11 protein-coding genes are annotated in these 13,915 nt (G+C 62.9%); 4 read left to right on the top strand and 7 right to left on the bottom strand.

Annotated features, from left to right (window positions below):
• Positions 1 to 971: aminotransferase class III-fold pyridoxal phosphate-dependent enzyme (locus NKH02_RS32670; RefSeq protein WP_352883905.1), on the bottom strand; the 971-nt coding region annotated here is incomplete at its 3' end.
• A 97-nt stretch (positions 972 to 1,068) separates the two neighbouring features.
• On the opposite strand from NKH02_RS32670, the gene NKH02_RS32665 reads away from it, so the two are divergent.
• The 4 genes from NKH02_RS32665 (at position 1,069) to NKH02_RS32650 (ending at position 5,047) form a co-directional block, all read left to right on the top strand.
• Positions 1,069 to 1,950: a transketolase gene (locus NKH02_RS32665; protein WP_352883903.1), complete on the top strand. Its 882-nt coding sequence runs from the start codon at positions 1,069 to 1,071 to the stop codon at positions 1,948 to 1,950.
• Complete coding sequence (locus NKH02_RS32660) at positions 1,947 to 2,924, top strand: transketolase family protein (protein WP_352883902.1); 978 nt, start codon at positions 1,947 to 1,949, stop codon at positions 2,922 to 2,924. The genes NKH02_RS32665 and NKH02_RS32660 overlap by 4 nt, the downstream gene beginning before the upstream one ends.
• A gap of 35 nt (positions 2,925 to 2,959) precedes the next feature.
• Positions 2,960 to 4,273, top strand: a complete 1,314-nt coding sequence (locus tag NKH02_RS32655) for an aspartate aminotransferase family protein (RefSeq protein WP_352883901.1) — start codon at positions 2,960 to 2,962, stop codon at positions 4,271 to 4,273.
• 90 nt (positions 4,274 to 4,363) lie between these two features.
• Entirely contained in the window at positions 4,364 to 5,047 is a 684-nt protein-coding gene (locus tag NKH02_RS32650; protein WP_023737066.1) for a GntR family transcriptional regulator, read from the top strand.
• A 45-nt stretch (positions 5,048 to 5,092) separates the two neighbouring features.
• On the opposite strand, the gene NKH02_RS32645 is transcribed toward NKH02_RS32650, so the two are convergent.
• From NKH02_RS32645 to torT, 6 genes are all read right to left on the bottom strand, one after another.
• Positions 5,093 to 6,886, bottom strand: a complete 1,794-nt coding sequence (locus NKH02_RS32645) for a hydantoinase B/oxoprolinase family protein (protein ID WP_352883898.1) — start codon at positions 6,884 to 6,886, stop codon at positions 5,093 to 5,095.
• A 30-nt stretch (positions 6,887 to 6,916) separates the two neighbouring features.
• Positions 6,917 to 8,977, bottom strand: a complete 2,061-nt coding sequence (locus NKH02_RS32640) for a hydantoinase/oxoprolinase family protein (protein WP_352883897.1) — start codon at positions 8,975 to 8,977, stop codon at positions 6,917 to 6,919.
• Positions 8,978 to 8,993: 16 nt separating this feature from the next.
• Positions 8,994 to 9,983, bottom strand: coding sequence for an ABC transporter permease (locus tag NKH02_RS32635; RefSeq protein ID WP_352883895.1), 990 nt, complete (start codon positions 9,981 to 9,983; stop codon positions 8,994 to 8,996).
• Entirely contained in the window at positions 9,976 to 10,950 is a 975-nt protein-coding gene (locus tag NKH02_RS32630; protein ID WP_352883893.1) for an ABC transporter permease, read from the bottom strand. Before NKH02_RS32630 ends, NKH02_RS32635 begins: the two co-directional genes overlap by 8 nt.
• Complete coding sequence (locus NKH02_RS32625) at positions 10,947 to 12,449, bottom strand: sugar ABC transporter ATP-binding protein (RefSeq protein ID WP_352883891.1); 1,503 nt, start codon at positions 12,447 to 12,449, stop codon at positions 10,947 to 10,949. Before NKH02_RS32625 ends, NKH02_RS32630 begins: the two co-directional genes overlap by 4 nt.
• A gap of 74 nt (positions 12,450 to 12,523) precedes the next feature.
• On the bottom strand, positions 12,524 to 13,594 hold the full coding sequence (gene torT / locus NKH02_RS32620; protein WP_352883889.1) for a TMAO reductase system periplasmic protein TorT: 1,071 nt from the start codon (positions 13,592 to 13,594) through the stop codon (positions 12,524 to 12,526).
• Between the last annotated feature and the right edge of the window lie 321 nt (positions 13,595 to 13,915).

Raw genomic sequence — 13,915 nt, 5'->3', positions numbered from 1 at the left:
CCGGAATAGGTGAAACCGTGGCCGAACACGCCGACCTTGTGGGCCTCATCGGCGACGCACTGGTAAATCTTGTCGGAGATAATGACGCCGCCAATGGGCAGATGACCGGATGAAAGCCCCTTGGCGACCGACAGCATGTCCGGTTCCATGCCAAAAGTCTGGCTGCCGAACCAATTTCCGGTGCGTCCGAAGCCGCAGACCACCTCGTCGGACAGCATCAGGATGTCGTATTTGCGCAGCACCGCCTGAACCTTTGGAAAATAATTCTCCGGCGGCACCAGCACGCCGCCGGCGCCCATGATCGGCTCGGCGATCATCGCGGCGATCGTCTCTGGCCCCTCCGCCAGGATCAGGGCCTCGAGTTCCTTGGCCAGGCGCGTGGCGTAGTCATGCTCCGCCTCGCCCGGCAGACCGTCGAGATAGTAGAACGGCCGCGCGGCGAATATGATGGGAAGCGGCGGCAGGTTGAAGGACTTGTGCATATGCGGCAGCCCACTCAGCGCCGCGCCCATGATCGTACTGCCGTGGAAGGCGCCAAACCTGCTGATGATCTTGCGTTTCTCCGGACGCCCCCGCGCGGCCTGGTAATACCAGGCGAGCTTGACCATCGTATCATTGGCTTCCGAACCGGAGCCGACCAGAAAGACGCGCGCGTTGTCGAACGGCGCCAACGCGGTAAGCTGTTCGACGAGTTCGACGGTGGGCTCATTCGAGCGGTGATTGAAGGTGTGGTAGACGGCGAGCTTGCGCATCTGGCGGTCAGCCGCGTCGGCCAGCCGGCTGTCGCTGAAGCCAAGCGAGGCGCACCAGAGTCCGCCCATGCCCTCGATATAGCGGTTGCCCGCGTCATCCGTGACCGTCGCGCCTTCGCCGGCCACGATCGTCAACGGACCATGATCCTCATGCAGGCGTGGATCGGTTTGGGAATGAAAGTGCCTGGCCATGTCCAGTACGCGCGATTCGTTGTTCATCAAAATTCTCCTTGCGACCAGATAGGCGGTTGCTTCGGCGAGGAATATCTTATAACTTATAAGTTGTCGAGAAAAAATGATCCGAGAGTGACGCCCAATGGCCAACGCACCCACTCCTTCAAACAACGCCCTGCCGCCCGACGCGGAGCGGATCGCCCTGTTGCGCGACAGGGCAGAGTTCGTCCGGCTCGAGACGCTGCGCCTCATCCAGATCGCCAAGGTTGGGCATTATTCGTCAGTGTTTTCCTGCGCGGAAATATTCGCCACGCTCTACTACGATGCGATGCGGCTCAGGCGCGGCGAGCCGCAATGGCCGGATCGCGACCGCTTCCTGATGGGCAAGGGACATGCCGCGGTCGGCCTTTACCCGCTGCTGGTCGACTGGGGCTTCTTCTCCAAGGACGTCCTCGATGGCTACACCCGGCTCGGCAATCCGCTTGGCGATCATCCCGACATGCGCAAGGTGCCCGGCGTCGATTTCAGCTCCGGCTCGATCGGCCATGCCCTGTCCGGCGGCCTCGGCATGGTGCTTGGCGGCCGTGCGGCCAACCGGCGCTTCGATGTCTATGTCCTGCTCGGTGACGGCGAGATGCAGGAGGGCCAGGTCTGGGAAGCGGCGCTCTCCGCCGCCCACCATAAGGCCGGCAATCTGATCGCCATCGTCGACCGCAACGGATACCAGCTCGACGGGCAGGTCGACGACATCATCGGCATCGAACCGTTGGCCGACAAATGGGCGGCGTTCGGCTGGCAGGTGCACGAGGTCGATGGGCACGACGTCGTCGCTCTCGCGACGCTGCTGCGACAGTTGAAGGCCGAGGCAGACCGCACCCGGCCCGTCTGCATCATTGCCAAGACCTCCAAAGGCAAGGGCGTTGGTTACATGGAAACCGAACCCGGCTGGCATCTGGGCTATCTCGCGCCATCGGACGAGGCCTTGGCCGCCGAAGAGATCAAGCGTGGAGGCAAAACACAATGAACGGCCCGATCGATACCAACTCCTGGCAGTACCGCCAGATCAACGCGCGCGCGCCTGGCCTGAGTTATCTGGCCAACGCGCTCATCGATCTGGTCGAAGACGGTTATCCGGTCGTGGCCGGTACGGCCGACCTTCAATATTCCAACGGGCTGGTGCGGTTCGCGCAACGCTTTCCCGAACGCTTCACGCAATTTGGCATTTCCGAGCAGAACATGGTTTCGGCTGCTGCCGGCATGGCCAGCACCGGCGCCATGCCGTTCGTCGCTACATTCGCTTCTTTCCTGGCGCTGCTGTGCTGCGAACAGATCAGAACCGACGTCGCCTATTCGGCGCTGCCGGTGCGGCTGATCGGTCATCATGCCGGTATTTCACTCGGCTTCTACGGCACCTCCCACCATGCGACGGAAGATCTTGCCATCATGCGAAGCATTGCCGACCTCACCGTCGTCGCGCCGGCTGACGGCCCGCAACTGGCGGCCGCCGTCAAGGCGTCTGTCAATCATGCTCAGCCAATCTACTTCCGCATTGGCCGCGGCCAGGAACCGGTGGTCTATGACGACGGCGTCGAGTTCCAGTTCGGCAAGGCGATCATCCACGGCGAAGGATCGGAACTGACCATCATCGCCTGTGGCTCGATGGTCCATCCCTCGAGGGAGGCTTACCGCGCGCTGCGCGCGGCGGGCAAGTCCGTCGGGCTGATCGACATGCATACGATCAAGCCGCTGGATACGAAGGCCGTGCTCTCAGCCGCGGCCCACTCCCGCTTCATCCTAACCATCGAGGAACACAATATCGTCGGCGGTCTGGGCGGCGCGGTGGCGGAAATCCTGGCGGAGGCGGGCAGCCCGGCACGGTTGATACGCCATGGCATCCGCGACGAATACAGCCTGATTGCGCCGCCAACGCATCTCTACAAGCACTACCGTCTGGACGCGGCGGGAATTGAGGCCACCGTCCTCGAAGCCCTCGGCTGAGCGGCGGACAACCATAGCCATGCACGGACATTACGATGACCGATCAGAATAACACCGCCCGACTCATCGAGCGCGCCAGCGCGGTGATGCCCGGCGGATTGCTCAGCCCGAGCCGCAGGCTCGGCGCGCCGCATGTCTTTGCCCGGGCGCAGGGTGCGTTTCTCTACGACGTCGAGGGACACCAGTACACCGACTTCCACTGCGGCTTCGGCGCCAATGTGCTTGGCCATTGTCATCCAGCGGTGCGTGAACGCATCGCTGCGGTCTCCCAGGACATCGATCTTGTCGGTGCGGGAACGATGCGGCTGGAGATCGAGGTGGCGGAGGCGCTGGTCGACTGCATCCCTTGCGCGGATCTCGTCGCCTTCTGCAATTCCGGATCGGAGGCGACCTATCACGCCCTGCGCCTTGCCCGTGCCGCCACCGGTCGCAAGCGCATCATCAAGTTCCAAGGCGGATATCATGGCTGGCACGACTACGTCGCCATGAACGTACAGTCGCACGCGCAGGCGATCGGCAAGTACGATCCCATCAGCGCCGGCATCCTTGAGGATGCCGCCCGACACACGATCGTGCTGCCTTACAACGATGCCGGCGCCGTCGAGGATTATCTCAGGGCCAATCCAGGCGATGTCGCGGCGATCATCATCGAGCCAATCGCTCACAATATGGGGTCGGTGATGGCGACGGATGTTTTCCTGCGCGATCTGCGTCGCCTGACCAGCGAACATGGCGTCGTACTGATCTTCGACGAGGTCATCACCGGCTTTCGCCACGCGCTTGGCGGCTATCAGTCGATCGCCGACGTCACGCCTGATCTCGCGACCTTCGGCAAGGCGGCCTCGTCAGGCTATCCCGTTGGCGTGGTGGCCGGTCGTCGCGATCTCATGGAGCTCGTCGGTCGGACCGGGGAAGGCTCCGTATTCATGGGCGGTACTTTCAACGGCACGCCGTCGACGCTCGCCGCCATGCAGGCGACGATCGAGGAGCTGTCCAAACCAGGCTTCTACGACCGTCTCTTTGCCCTCGGCGCTTTCATGCGCACGCAGCTGGATGGCATTATCGATCGCCTCGGCCTGCCCGCGCAGAGCGCCGGGTTTGGCTCGGTCTGGCTGATCTATTTCCTCAGCGGTCCTTACCGCGACTACCAGGACTTGCTGCGCAACGACGATGTCTTCGATCTCGCATTCCGCAAGGAGATGGTGGCGAACCGGCTGATCGGTCAGCCGCTTCCGCTCAAGCGTCTCTACCTGTCAGGAAGCCATGACCGAGCGACGGTCGAAAAATCGCTGGATATCATCGAGACAATCCTGCGCAAGCTCTCTGCTGGGCGACCCGCCAGTTCTTAGCCATGTTTCGTAACCGGACTTATAGGATATAAGAGCGTCTCGTACCTATCCGTTGCCGATTCGGTGCGGCCAACATTGCAGCGGTGGACCATGAGCACGATGCAGCCAATCGAGCAAGGCAGTCTGTCGGCGAGAACTTATATCTCGCTGCGCGAAGCCCTGATCGCCGGCAATTTCCGGCCCGGCGAAAGACTGTTGATGCAGGATCTGGCGCAACGGCTGGGCACCAGCGTCACGCCTGTGCGCGAGGCCTGTTTCAGGCTCGTCAGCGAGCAGGCGCTGGAACTGCGGTCAGGGCGGTTCATCACCGTTCCAGAGCTGACCCGGTCGCGTTACTGGCAGGTCCGGCTCATTCGCATCGCGCTCGAGGGACTAGCGGCCGAACTCGCTGTCGAGCATGTTTCGGAGAAGGACATTGCAAAACTGGTCGAGATCCATCGCGATTTCGTGGCCGGCGAAACGTCCGGCGATGCTGACCGCGCCCGTCGCGCCAATCGTGAATTCCACTTCGGCGTCTACCGCCTGTCCAAGATGGATATGCTGATCGCGCAGATCGAAAGCCTGTGGGTCTCGATGGGCCCTATCCTCAACGTGTATTATCTGCAGGCCGAGAACGATTACATCGGGGCAGAGGAGCACGAGACGCTGATCGAAGCGTTCCGGACCCGCAACAAGAAGGTGGCGCGTAAGGCGATCGAACGCGACATCGTGCGCGGTGGCATGAACCTGTTGCGGTATTTCGACGAGCAGGACGCGGCCGCCAAGCGGGCGTGATCGAAGCCGCCGGTCATATGCCGGCGACCTCTACTTCGCGCTGGCTCAGGCCGCCCGAAGGCGCGCGGTGGCATCCTGGTCGACGACCCAGACGCCCTGCTCGGCGTCCAGCACCAGGGCCACCTTGTAGGATTGGCGAGCCGCTTCGCTCGTCAGCCAGCCGCGGTCAACGCTGGCCGCGACACGGCGGACATCGCGCTTGGTCGGGTCGCCGTAGCCACCGCCGCCACAGGCAACGAACTCGATGCGCTCGCCGGCGCGACACGCCTCCTCATGGAACGCGGGCAATTCCACCAGCTTGCCGTCCGTGCCGCGCTTGGCACTATGACTGGCCTTGGCGTCACCGCCGCCGAGCACGCCACGCGGCGGAAAGGTTGTGCCGTCGGCCGAGTAGACCAGTGTCATCTCATGGTCGACGGGATAGAAGACACCGCCCACCGCGGGAGCGCCCTCGAACTCGCCAATGCCTTGCGTGTCCGCCACCACGCCGCGCGATTCAATGATGATGGGATACATGGATTCATCCACCTCGACGGAATCCAGCGCGATCAGGCCGCCATTCGCCGGACCGCAATATGTCAGCCAGCCGTCATAGCCGTGACGCGCGCCGCCGCCGGCGTAGCCAATGAAGACCTGGTTGACGTAGGGCTGCCCATCCTTGAACGGATCCTTGCCTGAAATCACCCCGATCCCCGCCGGCAGGTGCGAGCCGCTCTCGGCCTGGCCATAGGGTTCTCCCATCGTCGAGAACACGCAATTGCCGGCGATGATCAAGCGGTCGTTGACATTGGTGGTCGCCACCGAGGTGCCTACGGGGTAGCGAGGTTTGCCAACCACGCTTCCCTCCCGCATCAACACCTTGATCCGGCTCTTGGCGCCCTCGTTGTGCGGGATGCCGTCGTCGAGATTGTTGAAGACGCCAATGCGGCACGAGCCCGTGCAGGTGTTTTCCGAAAGGTTGAGACCACCAGGGACGTTATCCATGTTGTCACGCACATCGACCGTGATCTCGCCGGCTTCAGGGTCGACATCGATGGTGATCCGGACCGGGATGCCCTCCTCCGCCACGCCGGGGACCGGGTCATGGCGGACCTCGTAGGTGAACTTGCCCTTCGGCAATTTGGCGATCTCGGCCATGGCGCGACGCGCACCGTAGTCGAACCAGTCCTCGACGAAATCCAGCAGCGTGTCGCGGCCGTATTTTTCAAGCAGTTCCAATAGACGGCGTCGACCGGTCCTGCAGGCGCCGATCTGGGCGCGCACGTCGCCCAGCCAGATGTCTGGAACACGGTTGCGCATCATGCCGATGCGCAGGAGGTCCTGCTTCTCCCTGTGCTGTTCGACCACGCGCACGCAGGGAAAGTGGATGCCTTCCTCATAAACGTTCTTGGCGAATGGCAGATAGGTCGAAGGTGTCGGCGCGCCGGTGTCGGCGTGATGGGAAAGCGCCACGGCCCAGAACAGCGGCTTGCCATCGAAAAAGATCGGCATCGCCATGATCAGGTCGGCATGATGGGTGCCGCCCGTGTATGGGCAGTTGTTGAGGAAGATGTCGCCGTCGGCGATATCGTCGAACAACTCCGTTATCGGACGGGTCGCCAGATCCATCGACATGACGTGGATCGGCAGCGCGTCCTCGGTGGAAACGAGGCGGTGATCATAGGTCAGGATCGCACAGCTCAGGTCGCGGGCGTTCTTGATCACCGCCGAGCGGCTGGCCCGCATCACGACCAGCGTCATTTCCCGCACGACGGCCTCGAACCGGCTTTTCAGAACCGACATCAGGAACGGATCGACGCGGCGCGTTGGCGTCTCCAGGCGAATGACAGGTGAATTCATTTTACGGTGCCTTGCTCGGGAAGGTTGATCTCAATCGACGGTCACGACGATGTTGCCTTGCGGGTCGACGCGCCCGCGATGTCCGTCCTTGAGGAAGGCGGTGAACGTCGTCGCCTCAACCAGGCAGGGGCCGTCAAGCGCCGCCCCCGCGCCCAGCTGGTCCATGTCGTAGACGGGCAGAGAGCTCGTCCGCCGGGTTTCATGCAAATAAGCTGGCCGATGCGTCTTGGCGACCGGCGCTGTCGCCTGGTCGGCCAGCCTGAAATCCTTCCAAGCATCCTGATTGGCCCGCTTGCCCACCGCGCGCAGCTTCCAGTTGGTGAATTCGACAATGTCGCGGTCGGATCTGATCGAATAGATGCGTTCGTGCATCTGATGAAACGCTTCGACGAGAATTGGCAGTTTTGCCGCGTCGAGACGCGCCTCATCGGCCTCGAAATGGACCTCGATCTCCCAGGACTGGTACTCGTAGCGACCAAGAAAGGAGAACTCGAAACGCCGCAGATCTGGCTCAACGCCGGCCTGTTCGAGGAATGCCTCGCCCGACACCTTCAACCGCGCCAGGATGTCGGAGACGCCCGCGGCGTCGAAGCGCCGGGTCGAGGTCAGAAAAACCGCGCTTTCCTCGCGCGTGATATCCGAGATCAACCCGCCGAACGCGCTCAGCCCGGCCATGAAGCGCGGGATCATGTAGCGTTTCAAGCCCAATATGTCGGCCATCTCGGCGATGTGGATGGCGGTCGCCCCGCCGCCGCAGACAAAGAAACTGTCGCGTGGGTTTATGCCCTCGCGAATGGTGATTTCCTCGATGGCCCCGACCATGTTGTGGTTGCTGGTGGTCTGGATGGCGTAAGCCGCGTCGAGCAGCGGGATGCCGAGCCGCGTCGCGATGCTCGCGACCGCTTTCTCGGCCAGTTCGCGGCTGATCTTGATCCGGCCGCCGAGGAAATAATCCGGGTCAATGATGCCGAGCACGACATTGGCATCGGTGACCGTCGGCGCGGTGCCGCCCGCTCCGTAGCATGCCGGCCCCGGCCGCGCGCCAGCGCTCTGTGGACCGACCCGCAGCAGGCCGCCATCATCGACCCAGGCAATCGACCCGCCGCCGGCGCCAACCGATCTCACATCCACTTTCGCGATGCCGAGCGAGTCGTCGTGGATCATGCTGTCCGGGGTGACGATGATCTGGTGGTCACGCAAAGCCGAGACGTCGAATGTGGTGCCGCCCATGTCACCGACGATGACGTTGGCTTCGTCGCTCAGCGCCAGCGCCGCCATCGGCGCCAGCGTCGGCCCCGACATGACACTGTAGATTGGCCGCCGCAGCATCTCGGCGGGAGGCATCATTCCACCGACGCAGTTGGCCAGCAGCAGCTCGCCCTGGAAACCAGCCTGCGAAAGTGCTTGCCGCAAGTCCTCGATATAGGTTCGCACGATCGGATTGATCGACGCGTCGATGGCGGCCGCGATGATGCGCTTGTACTCGCGCGACATCGGATTGACTTCATGGCTAAGCGTCACCGGGATCTCCGGCCATGCCTGCGCGATGATATCGCGGACCGTCGTTTCATGAATGGGATTGACGACCGACCAAAGCAGACCGACCGCTATCGCTTCGACCCCATAGCGCCGGAAATCGGCTATCGCCGCCTCGACATCGGATCTCGACAAAGGCGTGAGCTCCCGCCCGCGCGCATCGACGCGGCCCCGCGCCGTCTTCGTCAGGTGGCGCGGAACGTAAGGCTCCGGATAGTCGAGCCGCCACTGGAAGGCGCCCTTGCGCGGGCCCTCGCGCAGGACGAGGATGTCCTGATGTCCTTCGTTGAGGATCAGACCGACCTTGACGGTCTTGCGCTCGACCAGCGCGTTGGTCGAGACGGTCGAGCCGTGTACGATCAAATCGATCGCGGTCATGAACGTCGCGGGATCGAGCCCGTATCCGGCGGCCGCGACGTGCAGCACGTTGATGAACCCCTTCTCGAATTCGCCGGGGGTCGTCGGCGATTTGAAGATCGAGATTTTCCCACCGGGCTCGGAAACCAGGCAATCGGTGAAGGTTCCGCCGATATCGATGCAGACTTGATAAGCCATTTAAGGTCCGAAGCTGTTAGCGTTTCTTGTGATCGCGGCCCAGTATCAGGCTGGCCAGAATGATGAGGCCCAAAAGAACCTGCTGCAGATAGCCGTCGACCTGCATGAGATTCATGGCGTTGGAAATGATCGTGATGAACAGGGCACCCAGCAGAGCCGCGGTGACGCCTCCCTCTCCGCCGCTCAGCCGCACGCCACCGACCACCGCCGCCGCTATCGATTCCAGGGTCAGGTTGCCGCCGAGATTGGGCTCGCCCGATCCGGTGCGCGCGGTGAGCAGCATGGCGCCAATCGCGGCCAGCAGCGAGCAGACCACGTAGTCGATCGCAACGACGCGTCCGGTTCGAACGCCCGCCGCCTTCGCCGCGCGAGGATTGGCGCCGATGAGATACAGGCCGCGGCCGAACACGGTGAAGCGCAGGACCAGGAAGAGCAGTGCGAAACACAGCGCGGCGAACAGGATGGGCACCGGAATGCCGATCAGCCGTCCCTCCGCCAAGGCCTCCGTGAAGGCTTCGGGAATGCCCGGCACGGGAAAGCCGCCGCTGACGGTTGACGCCAGCGCCATGACAATGTTGGCCATGCCGAGCGTCGTCACCAACGGGTTGATGCCGACACCGGCGATGAGGAAGCCGTTCAGCCCGCCGATCAGCAGCCCGACGCCGAGGCCGGCGGCGATTCCCCACAGGATGGGCATATCGCCGCTTCCCGTCATCACCATCGCCGATATGACGCTGACGAGCGAGACGGTGAAACCAAGCGACAGGTCGAAGCCGCGCGTCAGCAGCACCATGGTCTGCGCCATGGCGAAGAGTGCGAGATAGCTGGTCTGGATCGCGATGTTCCAGAGATTGCCGCTTGAAACGATACGCGGGTCGAGCAGACCGAGAACCAGCAGGGCCAGGAATACGAGCCCCGGCAGCTTGGCCTGCGCCGCGAACTGGCGGATGTCCGGGCGCGCGCGGTCAAGAACAACTGGAGCCGCCATGTCTGGACGATCAGACATTGGCCCGCCTCCCCTGAACAATTCGGTCGAAAGCCAATGCGCCGATGAGCACCGAGCCCAGCACCAGCGTCTGGAATTTGCTGTCGATCTGCGTGAGGTTCATCGCATTGGCGATGATCGTCAGGCACAGCGCCGCCATGGCGACGTTCTCGGCGCGGCCTGAGCCGCCGCGCAATGAAACGCCGCCGATCACCGCCGCTGCGATCGTCTCCAGTCCGAGCGTCCCGCCGATCGTCGACTGGCCAGAACCGATGCGAGCGGTGATCAGCACGCCGGTAAGCGCGGCCAGAAGACCGGAGAGCACATAGGCGGTTATCAGCACACGGTGTGTGCGCACTCCCGACAGCCGGGCGGCGCCGACGTTGCCGCCGACGGCGTAGAAGTGGCGCCCGAGCGCGGTCCGACGCTGCAGAATGATGGCGATGGCGATCACCACGATCGCGAGCAGCAAGACCGGCGGCAGGCCAAGCACCTGCCCTCGCCCGATGGCATCGACAAAAGCGTCGGAAACGCCATAGATCGGGATACCCTGCGTGTAATAGAGCGTAATTCCCGCGACGATCGACAACGATGCCAATGTCACCATGAAAGGTGATAGGGAAAGCCGCGCCACCAGCGTGCCGTTTACCAGGCCAACACAGGCGCCGCTGGCCAAGGCCAGCATCACCGGCACCAGCAGCTGGAGCCCATGCGCATCGGGCATCGTGGCCATCGCCGCTGCCGTGACCACGGAGGCCAAGGCCATGGTGGCGCCGACCGACAGATCAAAACCGCCCGTGGTCATGACGATCATCTGGCCGATCGCCGGAACCGCCAGGAAGGAGAAATTGCGCAGGACGTTGAGGATGTTCAGGCGGTTCAGAAAACGCGGTTCGATGATCGCGGCCGCCGCCGCGACCGCGACCAGAAGCAGGATGACGATCCCGCCGGTTTCCACAAAACGTCGCCGCAGCGTGTCAGGGCTCATGCCGCCTCCGTGGCGCCGGTTTCGGCGTCGAAATAGTGACGCAGCACAGTGGCCTCGGTGATGCCGTCGGCTTTGAGTTCGGCGACTATGCGCCCTTCACGCATGACGTAGACGCGGTTGGCCAGGTGAACGAGCTCTGGCAGTTCGGACGATGACAGCAGAATAGCCGCGCCGTTCTCCACCAGGGTTTTCATAAGCCTGTAGACCTCGCTTTTGGCGCCGACGTCGATACCAACCGTCGGTTCATCGAAAATATGGACCGAGACCGGGCGCATCAGACCGCGCGCCAGCACGAGTTTCTGCTGGTTTCCTCCCGAAAACGACGACGCCGCGCGTTCGGGCGCCATCGGTCGCAAACCCAGGGTCTTCAACGGCGCGGCTATTGCCCGGCGCTCGCGCCAGGACTTGAGCAGTCCGCCCTGGGACAGTCTCGGATCGTCCAGGGCGGCCATGGTCACATTCTCGCGGCCCGGGCGGGTGAGGGCCAGTCCTTCAGCGCCGCGATCAGCCGGATAGTAACAAAGTCCGGCACGCAACATGCTGTGCGGCACTGGCGCTCGAACCACCGCGCCATGGAGCTCGATCTCACCGGACGACATCCGCTCCAGGCCGAACACGGCCCGGCAAAGTTCGCTGCGGCCGCAGCCAACCAGGCCCGCCAGGCCGACGATTTCTCCAGCCCTGACCGTGATGGAGGCGTCCGACACGCTACCGGAGACACGCAGCCCCCTGGTCGCCAGCACGATTTCGGCGGGGCGCTGGCTGATTGACGGATACAGTCGTTCGACCGGCTGGCCGACCATCATCTCGATCAGGGTCGCGTCCGATGCCGCGGCGATGGCCACTGTGTCGATCTTACGCCCTCCTCGCAGCACCGTGACACGGTCCGCGAGCCGACGGATCTCCGCCATGCGGTGCGACACATAGATGATACCGACGCCCCGCGCCTTGAGGCCCGCGATGGCGGCGAACAGTTTTTCCGCTTCACCGTCGGTAAGCGACGCGGTCGGTTCGTCCAGGATGAGGATTTTGGCATCCGAAAGCATGCCCTTGGCAATCTCGACCATCTGCTTTTGCGCCCGGGTGAGCGTTTCGATCTTGCTGGCCAGCTCGACGTGAAAGCCAATGTCGCGGAAGCGTTCTTCCGCGCGGGCACGCATCGCGCGCCGATTCAGGAAAAGCCTTCCCTTGATCTCGCGTCCAAGAAACAGGTTCTCCTCGACCGTGAGGTCGGGGACGAGACTGAATTCCTGGAACACAGCCGCCACCCCGGCATCGCGGGATTTCTGTGGGGTCAGCGCGGAAACGGTTTGGCCGTCGATACGGCAAGAGCCTTCGGTCCAGCCGTAGGTTCCCGCTATCAGATTGATGAGCGTCGACTTGCCGGCGCCGTTTTCGCCGAGAAGGGCATGGACCTCACCGCTCAGCAGCGTGAAGTCGACGCCGTCAAGCGCCACCACACCCCCGAAACGCTTCGTCATACCCGTAAGTTCAAGCATCGCTGACATCACCGAACTCGAAGCAAAAAGGGCGGCAGGCCAAGGCCGAGGTCTACCGCCCATCGAAGATGCGACTATTGTACCGAAAATTCAGGCTTCCACCCATCGGGCGCGAAAATCTGCGTCGGGTCGATTTTGTCGACGTTGTCCTTGGTCACGATACCCGGCGCCACCAGAAGAACCTTCTCGTAGTCCTTCTTTTCCAAGGCTCGCACCGCGAGGTCGACGCTGATGCGGCCCATCATGACCGGATACTCGGCGGCAAAGCCAAGCACCTTGCCTTCCTTGACCAGCTTCAGCATCGTCTGGTTCTCGTAGGACGACATGATGACGACATCGTCGCGGCCGGCGTCGGCGACGGCACTGACGGCCGCTTCGGCCGCCGCTGCCCCGCCCCAGATCACGTTGAGATCGGGATAGGTCTGCAACGCGTCCTCGACGATGCGCAGGCTTTGCGGAACGCCGGGCTCACCATAGAGCTCGGCCGCGAGCTTGATGTTGCCGGTTTTGGTGCTGTCGCGGAAGCCCGCCATATAGCTCTCCGCCCAGCCCGATCCCTGCGGACCCGGCAGGCCGATCGCCGTCGTCTTTTTGTCGCCGAGGTACTTCTTGAGGTACTCACCCTCCTGAAAACCCTTCTGGTAGGTATCGGGAGTGATGCGCGCGGTGATCGGGGTTTCCAGGATGGGATTGGCGACGGCGATCTGGACAAGACCCTTGGCGTCGCCCTCCTTCAGCTTGGCCGCAAGACCGGCTTCCGAGATGGCGGCGACGAGGATGCCCTGGGCACCGGATGCGACGCAATCGTCGTATTGCGACAGCTGCTTGGGCAGCGCGTCATAGCCGCCAGCCTGCAGGACCGTCACTTTAACACCCAGGCGCTTTGCTTCCTCAACGATCCCGTAGTCGACCGAGACCCAGTAGCTGTCCTTGAGGTGTGGAAACAAGACGCACAGGTTCCAGGGCTTCTCGGCCTTTTCCAGCGGCACATAGTCGAGTGCCTCGACTTTTTTCAGATCGCCGCCCTTGGCCGCGTTGATCTTGAAGGGCCACCAATCCTTGGCTTGGGCGGCGTTGGGCAGGACGGCCACGCTGGTGACGAAAGCCGCCGCGAGCATGGATTGGAAAACGCGAGTCTTGGTCATGTGATTCCCCATTTGTTTCGTGTGTTCCCGGGTGGGGAGCCGGCAAATTCGCCGGCTCCCCGGTCTGCCTTGGGAGCAGAGATACCTGCCGATGCGTGGAAGTCACCTTTTCGGCGAATGCGCCTTAGGGTTCGTCCGCGCTGTCGCTCATTCACAACGCCACCGTACTACTTATAAGTTATAAGTCAATAGCTTTCATAAGCCGTTGCTGATTTCAGGCAAGGCGAGCGTTTTCAACCCCGCGCTCTCGCCGCCGTCGACCGGCATGACGATGCCGTTGACGAAGGACGCAGCCGGCGACAACAGCCAGGCCACGGCCTC

It is taken from the genome of Mesorhizobium sp. M1396, assembly GCF_040317725.1.
Classification (GTDB): Bacteria; Pseudomonadota; Alphaproteobacteria; order Rhizobiales; family Rhizobiaceae; genus Mesorhizobium.
This window is presented reverse-complemented; position numbering and strand designations above follow the sequence as displayed.